Source organism: Amycolatopsis balhimycina FH 1894 (assembly GCF_000384295.1).
Classification (GTDB): Bacteria; Actinomycetota; Actinomycetes; order Mycobacteriales; family Pseudonocardiaceae; genus Amycolatopsis; species Amycolatopsis balhimycina.
Genome location: NZ_KB913037.1, coordinates 6,674,399 through 6,696,541, shown reverse-complemented (window position 1 = coordinate 6,696,541; position 22,143 = coordinate 6,674,399). Strand labels below are relative to the sequence as shown.

General features: G+C 70.9%; 25 protein-coding genes. 11 read left to right on the top strand and 14 right to left on the bottom strand.

Annotated elements, in window-relative coordinates; translation table 11 throughout:
• Nucleotides 1-74: 74 nt before the first annotated feature.
• From A3CE_RS0130675 to A3CE_RS0130665, 3 genes are read left to right on the top strand one after another with little or no spacing between them, the layout of a single operon-like run.
• Nucleotides 75-824 carry an ABC transporter ATP-binding protein gene (locus A3CE_RS0130675; RefSeq protein WP_020643929.1) on the top strand — a complete coding sequence of 250 codons (750 nt, stop codon included), beginning with the start codon at nucleotides 75-77 and terminating at the stop codon, nucleotides 822-824.
• Nucleotides 824-3,289: an ABC transporter permease gene (locus A3CE_RS0130670; protein WP_020643928.1), complete on the top strand. Its 2,466-nt coding sequence runs from the start codon at nucleotides 824-826 to the stop codon at nucleotides 3,287-3,289. The genes A3CE_RS0130675 and A3CE_RS0130670 overlap by 1 nt, the downstream gene beginning before the upstream one ends.
• 33 nt (nucleotides 3,290-3,322) lie before the next feature.
• Nucleotides 3,323-4,240: a CPBP family glutamic-type intramembrane protease gene (locus tag A3CE_RS0130665; RefSeq protein ID WP_020643927.1), complete on the top strand. Its 918-nt coding sequence runs from the start codon at nucleotides 3,323-3,325 to the stop codon at nucleotides 4,238-4,240.
• A 108-nt stretch (nucleotides 4,241-4,348) separates the two neighbouring features.
• Here A3CE_RS0130665 and A3CE_RS51860 read toward each other — a convergent pair whose 3' ends face one another.
• From A3CE_RS51860 to A3CE_RS0130645, 4 genes are read right to left on the bottom strand one after another with little or no spacing between them, the layout of a single operon-like run.
• Nucleotides 4,349-4,786, bottom strand: coding sequence for a MarR family winged helix-turn-helix transcriptional regulator (locus tag A3CE_RS51860; protein WP_084641845.1), 438 nt, complete (start codon nucleotides 4,784-4,786; stop codon nucleotides 4,349-4,351).
• 54 nt (nucleotides 4,787-4,840) lie between these two features.
• A complete protein-coding gene (locus A3CE_RS0130655) occupies nucleotides 4,841-5,224 on the bottom strand; it encodes a hypothetical protein (RefSeq protein ID WP_020643925.1) in 384 nt (127 codons plus the stop codon).
• The gene (locus A3CE_RS0130650; RefSeq protein WP_020643924.1) at nucleotides 5,221-5,988 is read right to left on the bottom strand and encodes an alpha/beta fold hydrolase; all 768 of its coding nucleotides are present in this window, start codon (nucleotides 5,986-5,988) and stop codon (nucleotides 5,221-5,223) included. The genes A3CE_RS0130655 and A3CE_RS0130650 overlap by 4 nt, the downstream gene beginning before the upstream one ends.
• Entirely contained in the window at nucleotides 5,988-6,362 is a 375-nt protein-coding gene (locus A3CE_RS0130645) for a DUF1330 domain-containing protein (RefSeq protein ID WP_020643923.1), read from the bottom strand. The genes A3CE_RS0130650 and A3CE_RS0130645 overlap by 1 nt, the downstream gene beginning before the upstream one ends.
• 79 nt (nucleotides 6,363-6,441) lie before the next feature.
• Between A3CE_RS0130645 and A3CE_RS0130640 the strand changes: the two genes are divergently transcribed.
• Together A3CE_RS0130640 and A3CE_RS0130635 are read left to right on the top strand one after the other, a co-directional pair.
• Nucleotides 6,442-7,050, top strand: coding sequence for a TetR/AcrR family transcriptional regulator (locus A3CE_RS0130640; RefSeq protein ID WP_020643922.1), 609 nt, complete (start codon nucleotides 6,442-6,444; stop codon nucleotides 7,048-7,050).
• A gap of 79 nt (nucleotides 7,051-7,129) precedes the next feature.
• Nucleotides 7,130-8,371, top strand: coding sequence for a PP2C family protein-serine/threonine phosphatase (locus tag A3CE_RS0130635; RefSeq protein WP_020643921.1), 1,242 nt, complete (start codon nucleotides 7,130-7,132; stop codon nucleotides 8,369-8,371).
• On the opposite strand, the gene A3CE_RS0130630 is transcribed toward A3CE_RS0130635, so the two are convergent.
• From A3CE_RS0130630 to A3CE_RS0130615, 4 genes are all read right to left on the bottom strand, one after another.
• On the bottom strand, nucleotides 8,368-10,338 hold the full coding sequence (locus A3CE_RS0130630; RefSeq protein ID WP_020643920.1) for an ATP-binding SpoIIE family protein phosphatase: 1,971 nt from the start codon (nucleotides 10,336-10,338) through the stop codon (nucleotides 8,368-8,370). The two genes, A3CE_RS0130635 and A3CE_RS0130630, sit on opposite strands and share 4 nt — an antisense overlap.
• The gene (locus A3CE_RS0130625; protein ID WP_020643919.1) at nucleotides 10,335-10,703 is read right to left on the bottom strand and encodes an STAS domain-containing protein; all 369 of its coding nucleotides are present in this window, start codon (nucleotides 10,701-10,703) and stop codon (nucleotides 10,335-10,337) included. The genes A3CE_RS0130630 and A3CE_RS0130625 overlap by 4 nt, the downstream gene beginning before the upstream one ends.
• A 72-nt stretch (nucleotides 10,704-10,775) precedes the next feature.
• On the bottom strand, nucleotides 10,776-11,708 hold the full coding sequence (locus A3CE_RS0130620) for a sensor histidine kinase (protein WP_020643918.1): 933 nt from the start codon (nucleotides 11,706-11,708) through the stop codon (nucleotides 10,776-10,778).
• Between the two features lie 112 nt (nucleotides 11,709-11,820).
• Nucleotides 11,821-12,870, bottom strand: a complete 1,050-nt coding sequence (locus A3CE_RS0130615) for a fatty acid desaturase family protein (RefSeq protein WP_051183798.1) — start codon at nucleotides 12,868-12,870, stop codon at nucleotides 11,821-11,823.
• A 241-nt stretch (nucleotides 12,871-13,111) separates the two neighbouring features.
• On the opposite strand from A3CE_RS0130615, the gene A3CE_RS51855 reads away from it, so the two are divergent.
• Nucleotides 13,112-13,531 (top strand): DUF6292 family protein, encoded by a 420-nt coding sequence (locus tag A3CE_RS51855; RefSeq protein ID WP_020643916.1) that lies wholly within the window; start codon nucleotides 13,112-13,114, stop codon nucleotides 13,529-13,531.
• A gap of 83 nt (nucleotides 13,532-13,614) precedes the next feature.
• Here the strand turns inward: A3CE_RS51855 and A3CE_RS0130605 are convergent, their stop codons facing one another.
• Entirely contained in the window at nucleotides 13,615-13,866 is a 252-nt protein-coding gene (locus A3CE_RS0130605; RefSeq protein ID WP_020643915.1) for a hypothetical protein, read from the bottom strand.
• 837 nt (nucleotides 13,867-14,703) lie between these two features.
• Between A3CE_RS0130605 and A3CE_RS0130600 the strand changes: the two genes are divergently transcribed.
• Nucleotides 14,704-15,039, top strand: coding sequence for a helix-turn-helix domain-containing protein (locus A3CE_RS0130600; protein WP_020643914.1), 336 nt, complete (start codon nucleotides 14,704-14,706; stop codon nucleotides 15,037-15,039).
• A 48-nt stretch (nucleotides 15,040-15,087) separates the two neighbouring features.
• On the opposite strand, the gene A3CE_RS0130595 is transcribed toward A3CE_RS0130600, so the two are convergent.
• Nucleotides 15,088-16,185, bottom strand: a complete 1,098-nt coding sequence (locus tag A3CE_RS0130595; protein ID WP_020643913.1) for an AI-2E family transporter — start codon at nucleotides 16,183-16,185, stop codon at nucleotides 15,088-15,090.
• A gap of 257 nt (nucleotides 16,186-16,442) precedes the next feature.
• Here A3CE_RS0130595 and A3CE_RS0130590 point away from each other — a divergent pair, with 257 nt between their 5' ends.
• Together A3CE_RS0130590 and A3CE_RS0130585 are read left to right on the top strand one after the other, a co-directional pair.
• Nucleotides 16,443-16,634 carry a hypothetical protein gene (locus A3CE_RS0130590; RefSeq protein WP_020643912.1) on the top strand — a complete coding sequence of 64 codons (192 nt, stop codon included), beginning with the start codon at nucleotides 16,443-16,445 and terminating at the stop codon, nucleotides 16,632-16,634.
• A gap of 223 nt (nucleotides 16,635-16,857) precedes the next feature.
• On the top strand, nucleotides 16,858-17,406 hold the full coding sequence (locus tag A3CE_RS0130585) for an RICIN domain-containing protein (protein ID WP_084641844.1): 549 nt from the start codon (nucleotides 16,858-16,860) through the stop codon (nucleotides 17,404-17,406).
• 83 nt (nucleotides 17,407-17,489) lie between these two features.
• On the opposite strand, the gene A3CE_RS0130580 is transcribed toward A3CE_RS0130585, so the two are convergent.
• Both A3CE_RS0130580 and A3CE_RS0130575 read right to left on the bottom strand, forming a co-directional pair.
• Nucleotides 17,490-18,320 (bottom strand): AfsR/SARP family transcriptional regulator, encoded by an 831-nt coding sequence (locus A3CE_RS0130580; protein WP_020643910.1) that lies wholly within the window; start codon nucleotides 18,318-18,320, stop codon nucleotides 17,490-17,492.
• An 80-nt stretch (nucleotides 18,321-18,400) separates the two neighbouring features.
• Nucleotides 18,401-19,273 (bottom strand): AraC family transcriptional regulator, encoded by an 873-nt coding sequence (locus A3CE_RS0130575; protein WP_020643909.1) that lies wholly within the window; start codon nucleotides 19,271-19,273, stop codon nucleotides 18,401-18,403.
• Between the two features lie 87 nt (nucleotides 19,274-19,360).
• Here A3CE_RS0130575 and A3CE_RS0130570 point away from each other — a divergent pair, with 87 nt between their 5' ends.
• Nucleotides 19,361-20,299, top strand: coding sequence for an MBL fold metallo-hydrolase (locus tag A3CE_RS0130570; RefSeq protein ID WP_020643908.1), 939 nt, complete (start codon nucleotides 19,361-19,363; stop codon nucleotides 20,297-20,299).
• Here the strand turns inward: A3CE_RS0130570 and A3CE_RS51850 are convergent.
• Together A3CE_RS51850 and A3CE_RS0130560 are read right to left on the bottom strand one after the other, a co-directional pair.
• A complete protein-coding gene (locus tag A3CE_RS51850; RefSeq protein WP_063714215.1) occupies nucleotides 20,269-20,898 on the bottom strand; it encodes a nucleoside deaminase in 630 nt (209 codons plus the stop codon). The genes A3CE_RS0130570 and A3CE_RS51850 overlap by 31 nt on opposite strands.
• Before the next feature lie 54 nt (nucleotides 20,899-20,952).
• Nucleotides 20,953-21,384 (bottom strand): MarR family winged helix-turn-helix transcriptional regulator, encoded by a 432-nt coding sequence (locus A3CE_RS0130560; protein ID WP_020643906.1) that lies wholly within the window; start codon nucleotides 21,382-21,384, stop codon nucleotides 20,953-20,955.
• On the opposite strand from A3CE_RS0130560, the gene A3CE_RS0130555 reads away from it, so the two are divergent.
• The gene (locus A3CE_RS0130555) at nucleotides 21,383-22,117 is read left to right on the top strand and encodes a class I SAM-dependent methyltransferase (RefSeq protein WP_281170635.1); all 735 of its coding nucleotides are present in this window, start codon (nucleotides 21,383-21,385) and stop codon (nucleotides 22,115-22,117) included. The genes A3CE_RS0130560 and A3CE_RS0130555 overlap by 2 nt on opposite strands.
• Nucleotides 22,118-22,143: the final 26 nt, after the last annotated feature.

Sequence of the window (22,143 nt, the reverse complement as noted above, 5' to 3'; positions counted from 1 at the left end):
TCCAGCCCCGTGTGCCGCGCCCCGCCCGCTCATAGCGTCTGGATCACCAGATTCCAGGGGAAAGGAAACCGGCCATGACAGCGGTCGCGAACGGGCTCGAATACGCGGTGCGGATGGAGTCCGTGGCGAAGACCTACGGCAAGGGCGACGCCGCCGTGACCGCGCTCAAGGACGTGACCCTCGGCCTGCGGCGCGGGAGCTTCACGGCGATCATGGGCCCGTCCGGGTCGGGCAAGAGCACTTTCCTGCACTGCGCCGCAGGCCTGGACCGGCCCACCTCGGGCCGCATCATGCTGGGCGACACCGAGCTGACCGGGCGCCGCGAGTCCGAGCTGACCGCGTTGCGGCGGGAGCGGATCGGCTTCGTCTTCCAGTCCTACAACCTCCTGGACGCGCTCACGGTCGAGCAGAACATCGTGCTCCCGCTGCGCCTGGGCAACCAGCGGTTCGACCCGGTGTTCCTCGCCGAGGTCGTCCGGTCGGTCGAGCTGGACGTCCCCCTCGACCGCCGTCCGAGCAAGCTTTCCGGCGGCCAGCAGCAACGCGTCGCGATCGCCCGTGCCCTGGTCACCCGGCCCGAGGTGGTGTTCCTCGACGAGCCGACAGGCGCGCTGGACACCCGCACCGCGCGGCAGGTGCTCGGCACCCTGCGCCAGACGGTGGACCGGTGGGGCCAGACGGCGCTGATGGTCACGCACGACCCGGTCGCGGCCTCCTACGCGGACACCGTGGTGTTCCTCGCCGACGGCCGGATCGTCGGCGAGCTGACCGGCGCGGACCCGGAGCGGATCGCCCAGCGCATGACCCACCTCGGGGAGTGGTGATGAGCATGTTCGCCTTGGCCTGGCAGACGATCCGCGCGCGCCGGACGGCGTTCGCCGCCGCGTTCGTCGCGGTGTTCGCCGGTTCCGCCTTGATCACCGCGAGCGGCGTCCTGCTCGAATCCGGGCTGCGCTCGGGAATCCCGCCGCAGCGCTACGCCGCCGCCGCGGTGGTCGTCACCGCGGAGCAGACACTGTCCACAGGGGACGAACCCGGCCAGCGGTTCGCCGAGCGCGTTCCGCTGCCCGTCGCCCGCGCCGCCGGCATCGCCCGGGTGCCCGGGGTCGCAGCGGTCGTGCCCGATGTCAGCGTGCGGGCGGCCCTGCGCGGGCCGGCCGGATCGGCTCCGCTCGTCGCCCACGGATGGTCGTCGACGCGGCTCGGTGCCGGCACGCTCACCGGTGGCCGGGCGCCGGAGCGGCCCGACGAGGTCGTGCTCGACGCCGGGCGCGTCGGCGATGTCGCCGAAGTGACGGTCGGCGGGATCGCGTCGTCGTACCGGGTGGTCGGCACCATCGCGGCCGGGCAGCCGTCGGCGTTCTTCACCGACGAACAGGCCCGAGTCGTCGCCGGCCGGCCGGACGTGGTCGACGCCGTCGCCGTGCTGGCCGCGCCCGGCGTCGACGAAACGGACCTCTCCCCGCGGATCGGCGCGGCCGTGCCAGGGGTGGCGACGGCCACCGGCGACGACCGGGCCGCGGCCGAGTTCCTCGACGTCGGTGCGGCACGCTCGTTCTTGACGGTCGTCGCGGCCTCGTTCGGCGGGACGATGTTCATGGTCGTCCTGCTGGTCGTCGCCAGCACCCTCGGCCTGGCCATCCAGCAGCGCCGTCGCGAGTTCGCCCTCCTGCGGGCGATCGCGGCGGGGCCGGGGCACATCTACCGGCTGATCGGCATCGAGTCCGCCCTGGTGTCGGCGGTGGCGGCCGTACTCGGCGTCGGCCCCGGAGTCGCCCTGAGCCTGTGGTTGCACGGCGTGTTCGTCCGCTACGGCTCGATCCCCGCGGGCTTCGGGTTCGTGATCGGCCCGCTCCCGATCGTCGCCGCGGTCGTCGGGTCCGTGCTGTCCGCGGTCGCGGCCGGCCTGATCGCCGGCCGCCGCGCGGCGCGGATCAGCCCGGTCGACGCGCTGGGCGAAGCCGCCGTCGAACCGCCCAAGCTCGGCCGCGGGCGGGTGCTCACAGGCTGGGTGCTCGCGATCGCCGGGACCGTGGCGGGCATCGCGCTCCCGCTGGTGATCAGCGGAACGGCCGGGACAGCCGGCGCGGCGTCGTCGGCGCTGCTGCTGGTCGTCGCCATCGCGCTGCTCGGCCCGCGGCTGCTCACCGCGACCTCGTCGGTGCTCGGCGCGCTCGGGCTGCGCCACGGGTCCACCGGGTTCCTCGCCGGGGCCAACACCCGCGCCCGCTCCCGGCGGCTCGGTGCCGCGACCACCCCGCTGATCATGGGCGTGACGCTGGCGGCGGCGCAGATCTTCACCGTCACGACGACCGCCGCCGCGGCGCGGCACCAGACCGAGACCGGCCTGCTCGCCGACCAGGTGCTCGTGGCCGACGGCGGCATCGCCCCCGCGGTAGCTGACGCTGTCCGGCGAGCGCCGGGGGTGACCGCGGCGGTTTCCGTGGTGCGAACGCAGGTTCTGGTCACTGCGCAGATGTTCGGTGAGCCGATGACCGAGGGCTACTCCGCGCAGGGCGTCACACCGGACGGGCTCGGCCGGGTCATGCACCTCGACGTGCGCCGGGGCAGCCTGGACGGGCTCACCGGAGACGCCGTCGCCGTGAGCGAGAACGCGGCCGGCACGTTCGGGGTGAACCTCGGCGGGACGATCTCGATGCGGCTCGGCGACGGCACTCCCCACAACGCCCGCGTCGTCGCGATCTACGGCAGCGGCCTCGGGTTCGGTGACCTGACGCTGCCGCACGACGCCGTCGCCGGGCACACCACGAGCGGGCTCGACGACGAGATCCTGGTCGCGGGTGCGCCGGGAGCCGATTTCCTGCGGGCGTACCCGGAAATCCGCGTCACCGACCGGAAGTCGTTCGCGACGGCGCAGAACGACGCCGCGGGCGCGCAGTCCACGGTGAACCTGCTGCTCAACCTCGTGCTGATCGCCTTCATCGCGATCGCGGTGGTGAACATCCTGGTCCTGGCCACCGCCGCCCGGATCCGCGAGTTCGCGCTGCTGCGGCTGGTCGGGGCGAAACCCCGCCAGGTCCGCGCCATGACGCGGCGCGAAGCGGCCGTCGTCGTCGTGGCCGCGGTCGTGCTCGGCTCGCTGGCCGCGCTGCCGCCGCTGGTCGGGATCAGCCTCAGCCTGACCGGCGCCGCCATCCCCGCCGTGCCGCCGCTGGTCTACCTCGGCATCGTCGCGGCCGCCGCCCTCCTCGGCTGGGGCGCCATCGCGATTCCCACCCGGTTCGCTCTTCGCCCGGCCGCCGTCGCGGCCATGCGCGTCGGCGAATAACCGTCCACATCAGACACTCGAGAAAGGATCGTCGTGGCAGTTCCGCAGAAAACCGCACCGCACAGCGGAATCCGTGGCCTGATCGCCCGGAACCCGCTCGTCAGCTTCTTCACCCTCGCGTTCGCACTCAGCTGGATCGCGTGGACGCCGTACATCCTGGGCAAGACCGGCCTCGGCGTGGAGCCGGACTTCGACTTCCCGAAGATCCTGGGCACGACCCAGCTGCTCGGCGTGCTGCCCGGCGCCTACCTCGGCCCGATCCTGGCGGCGTTCATCGTCACCGCGGCCGCCCACGGCCGCCCGGGCCTGCGGCGCTGGGCCGGCCGGTTGCTGAAGTGGAACGTGAACTGGCGCTGGTACGCCGGCTCGATCCTCGGCGTGCCGGCGGCGCTCGTCGTGACGAGCTTCGTGCTCAACGGCGGTGACATCCACCTCCCGAGCGCGATGGTGTTCGTGGCCCTGGTCCCCGGCCTGGTGCTGCAACTGGTCACGACGGGCCTCGCCGAAGAGCCCGGCTGGCGTGACTTCGCCCTGCCCCACCTGCAGCCCAAGTTCGGGCCGCTGCGCGGCACGCTCATCCTCGGGCCGCTGTGGGGCCTGTGGCACGTGCCGCTGTTCTTCTCCGAGTGGGGCCACTGGCCGGAGGTGACCGTGTGGACGATCGTCGAGTTCATCGCCACCACGACCCTCTTCAGCATCCTGATGACGTGGGTGTTCAACCGGAGCGGCGAAAGCCTGCCGATCGCGATGCTGGTGCACACCAGCGTCAACAACACCATGTCGATCGCGTGGACGGAGCTCTTCCCCAGCACGACCGTCGACGACATCGCGCTGACGTTCCTGGTCTCGTCGGGTGTGGCCGCCGCAGTGGTCGTCATCGCCACCCGAGGCCGGCTCGGGTACCGGAGCCCCGAAGTACCGGCGTCCGCCCCGGCATTGCCGGGCCGGTAACCATTGACCGTGAGAGAAGCCCTGGCCGGGTCCGGCCAGGGCTTCTCTCACGTTCGCGAGTCGACGGCGGAGCGGAACCCGGGCGCCTCGCCGAGATCCCGGCCCGGCCTACGACGGAAGGGCGGCCTCCGCGATCGACTGCAACGACGTCCGCAGGGCCCGCAGGCTCCGATCACCGAGCCCGGCGAGCAGCGTGGTCATCACGTCCTCGACAAGGGCGTTGCAGCGACGCACGAGCTCGTCCCCCGCCGGCGTGATCCGGTGCAGAATCGCCTTACCGGCACCCGGCCGGCGTTCGAGCAACCCTCGCTGTTCGAGGCGCGCGACCACCGCCCCCGCCGACTGATCGGACTGGCCGATGAACAGGGCCAGCGCGTGGGTCGAGGAATCGGGCTCGGCCGCGACGGCGTACAGCATGCCCCACTGCGGCAACGTCAGCCCCACCTCGGCGAGCGCGGCTTCACAGGCCAGCTGCTTGCGCAACTGCGCCCGCCGCAACAGCATCGCGACATCGACACCACTGGGCACGTTCCGATCAGCCGCCATCCCGCCAGCATATAACAACACGTATATGAGGATCGGGAGAAGCTCCGCCGCCTGTCACGAAAGTGCCACCACGCACCGGCAGGACCCGGCCACATGACTGATCCGGATCCGATCGGCCGCGGTGAACACCTCCGGGCCGGTTGCGCCGAAGTCCACGCCGATGCTTTCGTGGCCGACATCGGTCACCACGCCGCGGCGTACGAGGGACCACCCGGTCACCGGATCCGGCTCGCCGAACACGAGCACCCGGTCGCCGGTGCCGAAGTGGCGCCGGCGGTCAGCGTCGAGGTCGCTCGTGACCGCGGTGAAAGCCTTCTGGACCGTCGAGAGTTCGGCACCCAACGCCGCAGCCAGGCGGACGGGCGCGTTCGCGGCGTCGGCGATCGACGTGGCGCGGGATGCCAGTTCGGAGCCGGGCCGGTCCGGCGAAGCCCTCACCCGCGATCCAGGGAAGACCAGAAGCGGGTGAGAACCCGGGCGCCACGGCCGGGATCGTGCGTCATCCACCAGTGCCCGAGTCCATCGAGGGCCTGCACCCGGGCACCGGCCCGGCGAGCGGCGCGGCGACGCTGCTCGACCGTCCCGACCGCGTGGTCCTCCGTGGCGAGCAACGCGAGTCCCGGCCGCCGCGCCGCCCGTTCCAGGCCCCGGCCGAGGTCGGCCATCCGCGGTTGCGCGGCCGAGGCGTAGAGCGCGAGCACGGTCCGGCCCATCACCTCGTCCTGACCCCTGGCCACCTTCCCGGCCACCGCCTCACTCATCCCCCGCTCGACGAGCGTCGCGATCCGCTGGTCGAGAGGCGCGCCGAACCGGGCGGCCACATCGGCTTCTCCCGCTCCCGGCGTCTGCCACCGCCGGGCGAGCTCGTGCCAGACGTAGCCGGGGTCGAAGATCCCGATCGAGTCACTCACCCAGCTGCGCACGAGGTCGGGGCGGCTCATCACCACGGTGAGCACGTGCCCGCCGCCCCAGTCGTGGCCCACCAGGTCGACGGGCGCGGCCAAGCCCGCCAGCTCGCCGATCAGCCAGTCGCGATAGTCGCCGACGGTCGCGCCGAACCCGGGCGGCACCGGCGCGCCGAACCCGGGCGGGGACAGGCAAATCAAGCTCCGACGAGCCGCGCCGGCCCCCTCCAGCTCGGCGAGCAGCGGGTCCCAGACCGCCGCCGTCTCGGGATTGCCGTGCACGAAGACCGCGGTCATCAGGCCGGCGATCCGAGTGGCGCGGTCGGCTGCAGAACCGATTCCACCAGCGCTTCGCTGCGAAAATGGGACACCGCCTGGTAGTCGGGGTCACGGATCATGTCGGCGAAGGCCTGCCGGCTCGGGTAGCGGACCAAGACCACCATGTCCCAGGCCTGGCCGGCCTCGGCGACCAGAGCGCGCCCACCGTCGCCCAGGTAGTCCACCTGCACGCCGTACCGCGCGTTGATCGCCGGGCCGAGCGCCTCGGCGTAGCGCTGGTAGCTCTCGCGGCCACCGTCCGGGCGGAACCGCAACAGGTTCAGCATCACCACGGGACCGCCGGGATCCTCGGTCAGCAGGGCATCCAGCGCGTGCTCGTCGATCTCGATCATCGAAATCCTCCGTTCAGGCAGTACGGCCAGCCTGGCATACTTGTTGGTCGACTGGCAAGTATGTTGTAGAATCGCTCTCATGACCACTACCCGTCGTACCCAGCAGCAGCGCCGCGACCAGGCCGAAGCCGCGTTGCTGGGCGCCGCCGCCGAACTCGTCGTCGAACAGGGCGTGCGCTCGCTGACGCTGGCGCGCGTGGGTGAGCGCGCCGGGTACAGCCGCGGCCTGGTCACTCATCACTTCGGGTCCAAGCAGGTACTCCTCGAACGCCTGGCTCGCGCGACGCAGACCGGATTCGTGCCCGGGCTCGGTGGCCTGTCACCTGGTCTGGACCGGCTCCTGCGGCTGATCGACGGGTACGTCGGAGCGCTCGGCGGAGTGGGTGTGCTGAACCGGGCGTTCCTGCTGCTGTGGGCCGAGGCGGCCACGGCGTCGGAGCTGGCCCCGATCTTCCGCGAGCGGGACGAGGCGTTTCGCGCCGACCTGCGCGAAGACGTCGCCGCGGGAATCGACGACGGCACCATCCGGCCCGACGTCGAACCCGGCGAGGTGGCGATCGCCGTCGTCGGGCAACTCCGGGGAATCGGGCTGCAGCGACTTCTCGATTCGAAAGCCGTCGACACCGAACGGTTGCGGCGGTCGGTCACCGAGTACTGGCATCGGACGCTGAGCCGATCCCACGCTTGACCACCGGTGATTGCCGCTGCCGTCGCGGCTCGCGTCGTCGGTGGTCTTGCGTCCGGGCCGGTGTGGATGATGTGGTGGGGTGGACTCCGAGTGGTCGGGGGTGGCGGTGGACGGTGTGGCGTTGGAACCGGGCGATGTGCTGGCGGCGGCCGAGACCGCCCCGCCCGTCGAATCTGTCGAGGTCGTCGCGCGCGACCTGGCGAAGCGGTTCGGTGCCTTCGACGTGTCCTTCCTCCTGGTCGACCTCATCGAGGAACACCTGGTCCGGCTGACCTCGACCGCGCAGGACCCGGACGGGCGCGCCCCCGAGCCGGTCGATCTGCCGGGCAGCGTCTACGAGCGAGTGCTGCGCACCCAGCAGCCGTGGCAGGAGCCGAACGACGGCGGGGTGCGGGCGGTGCTGCCGGTGACCAACCGCGGCGACTGCGTCGGCGTCCTCGAGGTCACCGTGCCCATCTGCGACGACGCGGTGCTGGTCCAGCTGGGCCACGCCGCCCACGCGCTGGCCTACGTCATCGTCACCGACCGCCGCTTCACCGACCGCTACCACACCGGCCGGCGCACCACCCCGATGAGCCTGGCCGCGGAAATCCAGCACCAGCTGCTGCCCTCGGCGTCCTGCTGCGAGGCAGCCCAGTTCACCATCGCCGGCGCCCTGGTGCCCGCCGACGACATCGGCGGCGACACCTACGACTACTCCCTCGACCGCGAAACCCTGCACCTGTCGATCACCGACGCCGCCGGGCACGACGTGGCCTCGGCACTGACCGCGACCCTGCTGGTCGGCGCGCTGCGCGGGGCCCGTCGAGCCGGTCGCGACCTGGCAGAACAGGCGCAGCAAGCCAACCGGGCGCTGCTCGACCACGGCGGCGAGGTGGCACTGGCGACCGGGCTGCTGCTGCGCGTCGGCCTGCAAACGGGCCGGGTCGAGCTGGTGAACGCCGGACATCCCCCACCACTGCTGCTGCGCGACGGTGTGGTGGGGCCGATCGAGCTGGAATCGGATCTGCTTTTCGGCGTCCGCCCGTACCGGTACCGGGTGCAACGGCTGGATCTGCGTCCCGGTGACCGGCTGGTGCTGCTCACCGACGGCATGTTCGAACGCGCCGCCGCCGGCGCCGACCTGCCCGCTCTGGTCCGCCGGACCGCCGGGCTGCACACCAGAGAGCTGGTGCGGGCCGCGACCAGTGCGGTGACGCACGCCTGCCGCGGTCACCTGCAGGACGACGCCACCGTGCTGTGCCTGGACTGGCACGGGACCGAGCGCACCGAACGCCTGGCCGACAACGGCGCCGACACGGAGACCGCCTCGCCCGCCTAGCCGGGAAGGGTCCAGGTCAGGGTGACGGTGGTGCCGTTGTCCCGGTGGATGGTCGAGGTGTGGTCGGCCAAGGCGTCGATCAGCAGATGGCCGCGCCCTCGCAGCGTGTCGGTGACGTCCGGGGCCTTCCAGGTGCCGTAGTCGGTGACGGTCACCGTCACCTCGCCGCGGTGACGTTCGCCGTGCACCTCCAGGCCGCCGGGCCGTGGGTGGTCGCGGTAGGCGTGTTCGACGGAGTTGGACATCGCCTCGTAGCTGGCCAGGACCAGATCTTCGTGGCGCTCGACGCTCATGCCCAGTCCCGCCGCCCACCGGGTCAGGCCGCTGCGCAGTCCGGCGAGCTGGTCGACGGTGGCGTCGGCACGTTGGTGGAATTCGGCCGCCGGGGGGTCGACGCGGCGGTGGACGTGGATGAGCGCGATGTCGTCGTCGTGGCGGCCGAGGGTGAGCTCGGAGATCAGCTCGTCCCATGCCGTCTCCAGGTCGGCCGCGCCGAGCACCCGGCCGATTCCCTCCAGCAGCCATTCGATGCCGACGGTCAGGTCGCGGGTGCGGCTTTCGACCAGGCCGTCGGTGTAGAGCACCAAGTCCACCCCGGGCGGGAACGGCGTCGTCCGTTCGGGGAACTCGGCGCCCACGCCCAGCGGTTGGGCCAGTGCTTCCCCGATCTGGTGGGTTTCGCCCTGCGGCTCGACGAGGATGGCCGGGAGGTGGCCGGCGTTGGCGTAGGTGAGGATGCGCCGCCCGGGGTCGTGCACGGCGTAGAAGCACGTGACGAAGCCGGCTTCGGCCAGTCCGGCGGTCAGCTGGGAGACGTTGCGCAGAACCTCGGACGGACGCAGTTCGAGCAGGGCGTAGGACCGGATGGCGATGCGGACCTGGCCCATGATGGTCGCGGCGGTGACACCGTGGCCGACGACATCACCGATGACGAAGGCGGTGGCGCCGGAGGTGAGCGGGATGACGTCGAACCAGTCGCCGCCGATCTTGCTGCCGGTCGCCGCCGGCAGGTACCGCGTCACCACGTCCGCCCCCGCGACCTCGGGGACGTCCGGCAGCATGCTGCGGGACAACTCGGTGACCAGGGTGCGTTCGCGCTCGTACAGCCGCGCGTTGTCCAGGGCGATGGCGGCGTAGCGGGCGATGCCTTCGGCGAGGAACTCGTGGCGCGCGGTGAACCGATCCGGCTGCGGGTGGCCGAAGAAGAAGCCGCCCAGTACCTCTTCGGTCGTCGGGCTGATCACCGGGACGGCGAGGTAGCTGCACACCGGCAGGTGACCTTCGGGCATCCCGTAGTACGGCGCGTTCCGGCCGAAGCGGGTGTCCTGGGTGATGTCGGCACTGCGGAAGGTGCCGGCACCGTCGAACGTGGGAGCGAACACCTCGTTGTTGCGGGGCATCGGGAACCGGGAGAACGCCTCCCGCGGCACCCCGGAGATCGTGTACCCGGTGTAGGACTCGCCCAGTTCGTCGACCAGGTTGTAGAAGAACGCGCCGAACGCGGCTCCGGTCGCTTTCGTGGCCGCGTCGGTCGCGTTCTGCACCATCCGGTCTCGGTCGAGCTGAGCGGTCAGTTCGCGGCCCACCGAGTGCACCAGGTCCAGGACCGACGCTTCGGCGCGCAGTTCCCGGACCAGCCCGGCGACCGGGCCGGTCACCAGGCCGGCGCCCTCCACGAGAGTCCGGTGGCGGTGGCCGACCGGGTCGGTGGCGAACATCAGCACGCCCTGTCCACGGCTGACGACGCCCACGGCCGCGGACACCGGCACCCCGGGCAGCAGCTCCTCCAGCACCGCAGTGCCGGGAACGACCACGGCCAGGCCGTCGTCCGGGTCACCGTCCATCAGGCGGTGCAGCTGAGCGTCGTCCAGCTGGTGTGTCCCGACGTCGAGCGGGTCACCGTCGCGGCCGACGAAAGCGCCGCGCAACGCGTCGATCAGCTCATCGAATCCGCTGTGGCCGGTCACACACGATCCAGCGCGGCCGAGAGCGTCGGAACGATCACCAGTTCGTCGGCCAGCCGCGTGAGCTCGAGCGGACGCAAAGTGACCCGCCCCGTGGCCACGACCCGCACTGCCGTCGACGCGGCGAGGCGATGGGCCCGCACCAGTTCCGCCATCCCCGCGGATGCCAAGAAGTCGACCTCGGTCAGGTCGATGACCAACACCGGCGGGGCCAGCCGCCGCGCGCGTTCGACGAGCTGACGGACCTTCGGCGCCAGAGTGAGATCGAGAGCTCCGGTTACCCGCAGGACAAGCGCGTCGCCCAGCGTTTCGAGTTTCACTCCGTCCGCCGCGCCACCGGCATTCCCCACACCATCCGTCTCGAACATGCCGCAATTCTGCCTCGACCTCACGGCAGGTGCTGAGCAGATCTCCCTGCGCCCGGGCCGGAACCGACCCTCTCAGCCGAGTTCGAAGCGGACTTCGACGGTGGTGCCGGATGGCGCGGTGTGCACGCGGACCAAGTCGACGAGGTGGTTGACCAGCAGCAGCCCGCGACCCCGCACCTGGCCGGGCACTTCCGGCAGGCGCCCCGCGAGCGGGTCCGCGATGTGTCCCCGATCGCGGACCTGGCAGACCAGCTGCCCACCGCCCAGACCCAGCAGAACCGTCGCGTCACCGCGCGCGTGCTCGACACTGTTGGACGCCAGCTCCGTCACGACGAGCACGACGTCGTGGGCGCGGTCCTCGGCCAGACCGGCGCGGACGGCCGTCTCCTCGACGAACTTGCGCAGCTCGCGCAGTCCGTTCGGGGCGACCACCAGCATGGCGGCGTCCGCCGGCTCCGGAAGTTCGCGGTTGTAGTCGGCGACCACGTCGTCGGGCGAGTACGCGCCGCTCGCTCGCCACTCACCCGCGCCGTCCACCAGCCACGGATGCGTCCGGACGGCGTCCGCCAGCGCGACCGGCCCCAGGGACGCCGTGTCATAGGGACACAAGATCGTCACCCACCGGCCGGCGAAGGCGTGGTTGATCAGGGCCTCGTGCTGCGCGCACGCCGGGTATTCCGCCTCGGACCGCCCGGCCCAGACCGGCTCGCCGATGATCCGCACGTGGACGGCGGGGTGCGCGTCGGCGAACGCCCGCAGGACACCCGGGATGATCCGGCCCGGGTTGCGTCCGACCTGGGTCATGTCCAGCAGGTGCACCCGGTCGGCAGCAGCCCCGAGCTCGCGTCGCAGCAGCTCGAGGTTGGCCGGCGGCACCGCCACGGCCACCGGCTCCCCCATCGCCAGCGCCCCGGTGACGAACGGCACCGTACCGGCGAGGTACTCCGCCGGCGTGCCGTAGAACAACGCCGGGTGCACGAAAGAGCACTCGGCCGACACGGGCATCAGCTACGCGGCTTCGTCGGCGCACGACCCGCTGACAGCATGGACATGAGGCGACCATACGCCCCCACGAGCCGGGTGGTCCCCCACGCGGACGGCTCACGGCCGACGGTGATCACCGGGCACGTGCGCTCTTCTCGCGGAGTGGTGCGCTGACGTCGTGCAGGTGCTGCAGGACGTAGTAGTAGGTCTTCAGCAGCCCACACTGGGCGTAGTCGATCCCGTGGTCGGCGCAGAACTGGCGCACCAAAGGTTGCGCGCGGCGCAGGTTGACGCGCGGCATGCTGGGGAACAGGTGGTGCTCGATCTGGTGGTTGAGCCCGCCGAGCGTGAAGTCGACCCACCGGCCGCCGCGGATGTTGCGGCTGGTGAGGACCTGTTTGCGCAGGAAGTCGAGCTTGGTCTTGTCGGTGAAGGTGGGCATGCCCTTGTGCCCCGGCGCGAACGAACATCCCATGTAGACGCCCCACAGCCCTTGGTGCACGGCGATGAACGCGATCGCCACCGGCGGGGACAACACCACGAACACCGCACCGAGGTACACCACGAAGTGCGCGACCAGCGACACCGCCTCCAGGCGGCGGGCTTTGACCTTTCCGCGCCACACGGCATCGATGCCGGCCCAGTGCAGGCTCAGCCCTTCCAGGAACAACAACGGAAAGAACAACCACGCCTGGTGCTTCGACGTCCAGCGCACGAACCCGCTCTTCTCCGCCGACTGCCCCCGGGTGAAGGCGAGCAGCGGGATGTCGATGTCGGGATCGTCGCCTTCGTGGTTGGGATTGGCGTGGTGCCGGCTGTGCTTGCCCATCCACCAGCCGTAGCTCATGCCGACGACGGCCCCGAGGGCATAGCCGGCACGGTCGTTCGCCCGTCCGCTGCGGAAGATCTGGTTGTGCCCCGCGTCGTGGCCGAGAAACGCCACCTGGGCGAACATCACCGCGAAGAAGACCGCCGTGACCAGCTGCCACCACGAGTCGCCCAGCAGCGCGAACGCCACGCACCCGCCGGCCAGCGCGAGCAGGGTGAGACTGATTTTCACCGCATAGTAACCGTAGCGACGGTCAAGCAGACCTTCACTCCGCACGAGGCGAATCAGCTCACCGAAGTCGTTACGCGACGTCGCGCGGGCGCCCGCGTCGGCGTTCGCCGGAGACACAACCATCGAAGTCCTTCCCCAAATCCTGCGCCACCGGGAGTTGGGGCGACCACTTGCCACTGCTTGACGGAGATTCCCCCAAGCGCTTGCACTAAACCAGATCGAGCCGGCGGTGTGACAGGAGACCCAGCCCGGCCCCACCGCCGCGGCCGCTCAGGTCCGGGGGTAGCCGCTGAGGGCGCTTCGAACCGCGCTGCGCCGATCGGCCGCCCGGCACGCCGATCGGCCGCCCTCTAGCGTGACGGGCATGGAGCACTCCGAACTCGACACCCGAACCCTCGAGCGCGGCCTGGGCGAGTACGTGCGCGCGGTCGCGGCCGCGGTCGGCGTCCCGGACGAGAGCACCACGGTGGAGATCAGCGACACGGCCACCGCCTACCTCGGGCTGCCCCGGCGGTGGCTCGACCGGCCCGACCACGACGTCATGCTGGTGTGGAGCGAACGGCGGGGGTGGTCGCTCGCGGTGGAAACCGAGCCTGCCGAAGATCCGGTCGTCATCGCGCGCCATGGCGGTGACGACCTCGTGCCGAGCCCGGGCGCGGTCGCGCGGTTCGTCGCCGACGCCGCCGCCGGGCACCACACCGGCGAGGAGGGGCCCGCCCCGGCGACCGTGACGACCCGCAAGTCGCTGACCGAGCGGCTGAGGCCCTACCTCCGCTCTCGGTGACCGGAAACACCGAGGGGTCGTGATCGGCAGCGAGGCACCCCGGCGTGGGCCGAGGCCCGGCGAGCGTGTCCAGGGGCCCGCGCTCAGGCGCCGAGGCGGCTGTAGATCCGGCTGGCCATGGTCGCGGCGAGCTGGTGCAGCTTGTCGGTGGGGTCGAGCTGGGCGTACTGGCCCAGCAGTTCGGCCACGGCGTAAGCCTCGGTGCCCGACAGCAAGGCGACGCAGCGTTCCCGGCGACCTCGATCGATCAGCCGGGTGAGGGCGCCGGCGTAGTCCTCGCGGTTGCGCACCGCGGCGAGTTCGAACGGCTCCTGCCCCGCGACCTGATCACTCATCGCACTGTCCTCTCCTGTCCGTGCGCTCCGGGGCGTCCCCCAGAGCGTTGACCTGCGAACTCCGCGAGGTGGAGGTACCTCGTTCGGGTCACGCGGTAAATCTATGGCGGCCGGAGTAGACATTCGGAGCTGGGTGTGTGTAGAGTCCTCCTCGTACCGAGAGAGACAACGTCAAGCAGGCGCGGGAGAGGACGTAACTACCCGCGAAGTGAGACAAGCGGTCAGGCAGGACGGGGCCAATCAGTGAACAGGTCTCGACTGGTGACCGAAGCTGTGCCCGGGACCGGGTTGTGAAGATGAAGTCAGAGGTAACGGTCCCGGTGAAGTGAAGTAGTGCAAGGCGTGGGCGGAGTTCGAGTGCCCGCGGAGCAAAGTAGTACGCAGTAGTCAGCTAGTCCGCAGTATCAGCAGTACCCGTAGTTGATAGATCGCAGTAAGCAGTGAAAGACAGCCAGGTGGCCGGGGCCGATCAAGGTAAGGGGTTCCGGGCAGTGGCCCGCGGTATCACGCGTGCTGGGGCCGATCGGTGAAAGGGTTCCGGCCGGTGATGACCGCAGAAGCAGTACGCAGCAAGAAGGAAACACCGGAAAGAAGGGAAAGGGCACATCATTGGATCGCCCGCAGCGGCTGGGCAGTAGCGCCGCGCGGGTACCGCAGTCCCATCGGATTGGTAGGTGGTTCTCGGTTACGAATCAGCGATCCCCGCGTCATCGGCCTCGGTGCCGGACGCGAGTGCAGGAAGCCGACGGTCGCGTCGGTTGACAATGGTGAAACCCAACCCCTGGGACCCCGGGTGCCGCGCGCGGCACCCGGGGTCCCTTGTGATGTGGAGGTCGCATGATCCCTGCCCAATACGACCCGGCCGCACCCAGGCCGGCCGGCAAGTTCGACGACGAGCACTACCCCGGCTACACCATGGGCCGGGCCGCGGAAATGCTCGGCACCACGCAGAACTTCCTGCGCAGCCTCGACGAAGCCGGTTTGATCGAGCCACAGCGCTCCGCCGGCGGGCACCGGCGCTACTCCCGCCACCAGTTGCGCATCGCCGCGCGGGTACGGCAACTCGTCGACGAAGGCACCGCCATCGACGCCGCGTGCCGCATCATCTCCCTCGAAGACCAGCTCCACGAAGCCCGGCTACGCAACACCAGTCCCCAACCCGCCGCCGGCTGAGCCGCGAGGTGTACCGCCGAGGTCTCGCGGGCGGTACACCTCGATCGCTCACTCCGGATCCGGCCGGGCGGTCAAGCTCCGCACGCCCGAACTGAAGACCGCCACCAGCGGCACAGCGAGCAAGGCGCCGACGACGCCCGCGACGACGAGCCCGGCAGCGAGCGCGAGGACGACGGCCAGCGGGTGCAGCCGGACCGCCCGCCCGAGCAGCAGTGGTTGCAGCACATGGCTTTCGACCTGCATCACGCCGACCACGACGGCGAGCACGATGACGGCCGACCATGCGCCGTGGGTCACCAGGGCCACGAGGACGGCGACCGCGCCGGCGATCACCGAGCCGATGACCGGGACGAACGCGCCGAGGAAGACCAGCGTGCTCAACGGGGCGGCCAGCGGGACTCCGATGATCACCAGCCCGAGGCCGATGCCGGCGGCGTCGACGAACGCGACGGCCGCCGTGCCGCGGATGTAGTGCGCCAGGGTGGTGAACCCGCTGCGCCCGGCGACGTCGACGCGATCGCGCAGGCGCGCCGGCACGGCCCGCAGCACGAACACCCAGATCGCCCGCCCCTGGGCGAGGAAGAAGATCAGGCAGAACACCACCAGCAGCAACTCGGCGAGCAGCTCGCCCACGGTCACCGCCGTGGTGAGCGCCCCCGAGGCGATCACCGACTTGTTCCGGCCGAGCATGGCGGTCAGGTTGCCGAGCATCTCGTCGAGCTGGCCCTGGCTCAGGTGCAGCGGCCCGGCGCGCAGCCAGGCGTGCAGGTCCGTCACGCTCGCCGTGACCTGATCGATCAGCCCGGGCATACCCGCGGTGACAGTGATGACCACGAACGTGACAACGCCGCCGGCCAGCGCGATGCCCACGACGAGCACGATCGCGGTGGCGAGCCCGCGTGGGACCTTCCTGCGCGTCAGCCAGGAAACGGCAGGCGAGAAGAGACCGGCCAGCAACAGGGCGACAGCGACGGGGACCACCACGGACGCCAGCTTGACGGCCAGGAAGCCCACGACGGTCAGGGCACCCGCGACGACCAGCGCGCGCCAGCAGACGGCGGCCGCGACCCGGAGTCCGTGGGGAACCGCGGACAGGACCTCCTCGGAGGAGTCCCTCTCCCGGCTCACCGGCTGATCGGTTGTCATGCGTGTCGGCCTTTCCGTGATGTCGCCACTCGTCCGGCAAGGACGTGGCCTGCTCCAGCGTGCCCGGGACGTCACGCCGCCGCCGGGCGGGGATTCCCGGCCGGCGTCGCGGCCAACCGGTTCCCGGCCGGCGCCGGTCCGGTTGCCGTCCCGGCCAGTATCGGCCAACCGGCGTCGGTCTCTTCCGTGTTCCGCGGGGCGTGGGGATCACGTAGTGTGCTATCGCCTGTGCACGGCCTCTTTGAACAGGAGACGACATGCAGTTCGCAAGCGAAGAACGACAGGGGCCGCGGCAAGTGAAGGTCGTCGACCGTGACGATATCGGCTTGGTCGTCGACGAAGGCAAAAGCTTCGGCTCCGGCAACGCCCATGTCTACTGTGTCGGCATCCATTTCCCCGCCACCGGGGAAGTGAGGTTCTACGACAAGAGCAAGGTCACGACGGTCTGACGTCGCGACACCAAGCGACGCGGTTGCCCCGCGGAACAATTCGGTGTACACGCCGGCTCGGCAGGCAGGCTGCAGGAACATGTCGTCCGGCGCACCCCTGCCCGCTGACCGCCGGCCACCGGAACACTGCCGGCTCGCCACCGCCGCGAACTAGCTTCCGCGTAAGGGAACTCCACGCCACGCACGACGTGCCGGCGCGGAATTCTTTACGGAGGAGGGACAAATGCGAGCAAGAAAACTGCTGACCGTGGTGGCCGTGGTCGTCGGTGTCACGACGGGAGAGGTCGTGGCGGCCGGTTCGGCGGGCGCGGCGAGCTCCGGCACCGATGTCCGGGCCGGCACTTTCCAGCTGATGAACATCACGACCAACCTGTGTGCCGGCCCGTCGGTCAAGCCGGAGACCGGCAGACAGGTGGTACAGCGGCGCTGTACGGGCCTGCCGGCCACGTTGTGGGCGGCACAACCGGTTCCGGAGTCGATCAACACCCTGCTCGTCAACCAGGACACCGGTCTGTGCATGGACCTGATCGACGGGACCGGTGACGACCTGCCGGTCGTGCAGGCGCCCTGTTCTCCCAAGCTGGTCAGCCAGCAGTGGCAGTTCGTGACACGCGAGGTTCCCAACCGGGTCAAGATCGTGAACGCGAAGCTCGGGCAGTGCCTCGAAGTCGAGAACGGTGAGGCGCCGGTCGGCGCACCGGTCCAGGTGTCGGCTTGCGTCTTCTCGGCCCGCCACCAGATATGGCAGACGGGTGCGGTTTCCGCGACGTGAAGGACTGAGTTCCGGCCGTCCACCGCCGGCGTGGACCGCCTCGGCGGCCCACGCCGGGCACGGTCGAGCCACCTCGACGACGATCAGGGTCTCGCGCACCGGGAATCGGCCAGGCTCAGCTCCCGCCTCCGGCCGGCTGGTGGCCGCGGGAGGTACGTTGCCACGTCGGGCTCACCGGCCAGCACCGCCGCCTCCAGCCGCCGTAGCTCCGGCCCGGGTTCGACGCCGAACTCCTCGACGAGCACCGACCGCACCCGCCGGTAGGTCCGCAACGCGTCCGCCTGCCTGCCGGACCGGTGCAACGCGACCATCAGCAGCTCCCACAGCCGCTCCCGCGACGGATACCGGCCCACCAACCGCTCGATCTCCCCCACGGCATCGGCGTGCCGGCCGGCCATGAGCAGGGCCGTGACCGTCTGCTCCTCCGCCAACGCCCTCGCCTCACACAGCCGGGTGAGCTCGGCGACGGCCCAGCCGGCCACCGCGCAGTCCGCGAGGGGATCACCCCGCCACAACGCGAGCCCCGCCTCGAGCCGCACGTGCGCCTCCGCACCGTCGCCCCGGTCCAGTGCCGCGCACCCAGCCCGGACGTGCTCGGCGAACCGGTGCGTGTCGACCTGCGCCGGATCGACCTCGAGCACGTAACCGGGCTCCCTGGTCACCAGCACACCGCCGAGCCCGGCTCCCGACAGCGCCTTGCGCACCTGCGCGATGTGCCCCTGCAGCGTCTTCGTGGCCGTCGCCGGCGCGTCGTCGCCCCACAACGCGTCGATCAACGACGAACGCGACACCAACCGCCCGGGCCGCAACGCGAGCAGCGCGAACACCGACCGGCGCCGCCCACCGGCGAACGACACACTGCCGCGAGACCCGACGACCTCCAACGGCCCGAGCAGACGCAAGTCGGCATACATGAATTCCCCACCCGTGGTCGGCACACTCGACGCACTGCTCATCGTCACAAAGCCCGTCGACAATCCATCGACAGCTGCCGTCAGCGGCCGGCCCGGAAACCGCCCGGCGCGACGCCGAACTGGCGCTTGAACGCGTGCGAGAACGCGAACGGTGAGGCGTAACCGACGTTCGCGGCGATCGACGGCAAGGGCAGGTCCGTGTCCTGGAGCAGGCGCGCCGCCGTCGTCAGCCGCCACCAGGTCAAGTACGCCATGGGCGGCTGACCCGTCAGCGCCGTGAACCGGCGGGCCAGGGTCGCCCGGGACAAGCCCACCCGGGCGGCCAGGTCCTCGATCCGCCACGGCGCTTCGGGATGCTCGTGCAGGGCTTCCAGCGCGGCGGCGATTTCGGGGTCTCGCAGCGCCTGCGGCCAGCCCGTGCCCGGGTGGCCGTCCAGCCACGCGCGGATCAGGTAGACCAGCAGCAGGTCCAGCAGGCCGGTGAGGACCGTGGCCGAGCCCGGCCGCCGGTCGCTCACCTCGCCGCCGAGCAGGTCGATGGCCGCGCGCAGTTCGGGCTGCCGCCCGATCTCGGCGGGCAGGTGCACCACCTCCGGCAGGCTCGCGAGCAGGGGGTGCCGCCGCGGGTGGGCCAGCCGGTACTTGCCGCACAGGAACTCGGTCCGGCCGTCCGGCTCGGCCACCGCCGTTTCGAACGGCACCGCGCCGGCCGCGTCCGGCGCCGAGGACAGGGTGTGCGCGCCGCCGTGCGGGACCAGGACCGCGTCGCCGGGGCCGAGCGCCACCGGCGTCCCGCCGTCCGGGAGCAGCCAGCCGCTGCCGCGCAGCAGCACGTGGAAGCCCGCGCCCTCGTACGGCGCGAAGCGGTAGCACCACGTCGAACCGGCCTGGAGGCGGTTCGACGTGGGCTGCCCGACCCGCACCGCGGCGATCGCGTCACTCAGCACGTCCATCAACTCATCGTACCTCTGAGACGATCACACATCAGAACGAGCAATTTACGCATTGGAACACTCACAACCTCCTTCTAACGTGGAGTCATGCACATCGGTGAAGTCGAAGTCGTGAAGGTCGCCGAGTGGCAGGGCGAGATCGCCCCGGTGCGGTCCATCCTCCCCGGCAGCCCGCCCCGGCTCTGGACGGACAACGCCGCCTGGCTCGTGCCCGACCACTGGGACCCGGAGACCGGCGGCTACCGCGGCGCCATTCAGACCTGGATCCTCCGCAGCGAAGGCCGGGTGATCCTGGTCGACACCGGTGTCGGCAACGACCGGAACCGGCCGCAGATCCCCCTGTTCGACCACCTGGCGACGCCGTTCCTCGACCGGCTCGCCGCGGCCGGCGTCCGGCCGGAGGACGTCGACGTCGTCGTCAACACGCACATCCACTACGACCACGTCGGCTGGAACACCGAGCTGCGCAACGGCGAATGGGTGCCCACCTTCCCCCACGCCACCTACCTGATTCCCCGCGTCGACCAGGTGTACTTCGATCCGCGCAACGCCCACCGCCGCCCCGCTCCCCGCACCGAACACGAGCAGCTTCGCCGTGAAGGCAGCCTGCTCGTCTACGCCGACAGCGTCGCCCCGGTGCTCGGCCGGGCCGTGCTGTGGGAGGGCAGCCACCGCATCGACCGGAACCTGACGCTCGAACCCGCGCCCGGCCACACCCCGGGCTCGTCGGTCCTGCGCGTGTCGTCCGGCGCGGACAGCGCGGTGTTCGTCGGGGACCTGCTGCACAGCCCGGTGCAGATCCTGGCGCCGGAGCACAGCAGCTGCTTCTGCGAAGACCCGCGGCAGGCCACCACCACCCGGCTCGGTGTCCTCGAACGCGCCGCGGACAACGGCGAACTCGTCGTTCCCGCCCACTTCGGCGGACCGGGTGCGGCCGAAGTCCGCCGGGACGGCAGCCGGTTCGCCGTCAGCATGGCTTCGAGTTCGGTCACGGGTCAGCCGCCGACGCGAAGCTGCCGCCGCTGAGCGGCGTTGACGACGTGCGACCAGATGGGTCCCAGTGCGTCCGGCAGGGTCGCGGTCCGCCACTGGTGCGGCGCAACCGTGTCGAGCAGGTCGGTGGTCTCCGGCTCACGGTCGCGGGCTCGCCGGAGCATCGGGGCATTCGCACCCGAGTACGCGCGGATGCCGGCCAGAAAGAGCAGGTTGGCGACGATCAGCCACCGGCCGTCCACGCCGATCGGATCGGGGCCGGGCTGATCGTCCGACGGGTCCGGCGCTACGAACCGAACCCGTCCCACGCCGGTGAATTCGCACGCCGCCGCACACATCGCGCACGGGCGGTGGGAGCTCCACAGTGTGGTCGTGGACAGATCCGCGCTGGTGGCGACGCGGGCCAACGCGTTCATTTCCGCATGAGCGATCGGGCTGCCCTGCAACCGGTCATCACCACCGGGCGGGTCATACGCCCGGTTACGGCCTTCCGCGACCACGTCACCGCCGGAGCCGATCACCACGGCGCCGACCGGCAGGCCGCCGGCGACCAAAGACCGATGAGCGAGCTCCAGGCTCCGCGTGACACCCGGACCGGCGTCATGCCATGCAGCGATCGAGTCCACAGTCACAGCCCGGCATCATGGCACGCCGAACACGCCAGGACCCACTGGTTCGCAGCGGGATCACCGCCGGGACACCACCGGGCCGACCGCGACGAGGAGCCGCCGGAGCTCGCGCCGTTCCTGTTTGCCGAGCTTGCCCAGGACCCGGTCCTCGGCCTCGGCCACCTCGGGGTCGAGGCGCGCGAGCAGGGTCACGCCCTCGCGCGTCAACGTGGCGGGCAACGACCTCCCGGATGACACGGTGGCGGGTCGCGTCACCAGACCACGATCCTGCAGCTCGCGAATCACCTTGTTCATCGCCTGGGGCGACACCTGGGCCTCGCGGGCCAGCTGGGCATTGGACTTCGGCGCCTGCGCCAGCATCCGCAGGCAGAGGTACTCGGGCGCCGCCAGCTCCGCCGGCTCGAGCACGGTGGCGGCCACCTCGGCGCGCAGGGCCGCGGTGACCCGGTGCAGCAGGTAGCCGAGTGGCTCGTCCCGGAAGGTTTCCATGTCAACCATGTTGACATATATCAACCTGGTTGACATGCTGGGGTGCATGACGAACTCAGCCGGCGACGCACTGTTCGAATCCGCCTATCGTGGCCAGGCTCCCGAAATGGGGCCGGGCCTCCGGCCGCCGTGGAGCATCGGCGAACCGCAACCCGAGATCGCCGCGCTCATCGACACGGGCGCCTTCCACGGCGAGGTCCTCGACGCCGGCTGTGGAGAGGGCGCGACGTCGCTTTACCTCGCCGAGCGGGGCTACACGACCGTCGGTCTGGACCAGTCGCCGACCGCGATCACGCTCGCGCGCGCCGACGCCGCCCAGCGCGGCTTGCTCAACGCCGGCTTCGCGGTCGCCGACATCAGCACGTTCACCGGCTACGACGGCCGTTTCGGCACCATTGTCGACAGCACCTTGTTCCACTCGATGCCGGTCGAGCTGCGCCGCGGATATCAGGAATCGATCGTGCGCGCCGCGGCGCCCGGCGCGTCCTATTTCGTGCTGGTGTTCGACAGCGCGACCGTGCCCTCGGGCAAGGTCAACCCGGTCTCCGCGCAGGAACTGCGGGAAGTGGTCGGCGCGTACTGGACGATCGACGAGATCCGGCCCGCCCGCATCCACGCCAACGTCCCCGAAAACTTCCCCGACTTCGCGGACTTCGCCGGCAGCGACATCCGAGACGAGGCCAACGGCCGCAAGTCAACACCCGCCTGGCTGCTGTCGGCGCACTTGTCCTGACAGTGACGTCGTGCCGAGAGGCTGTC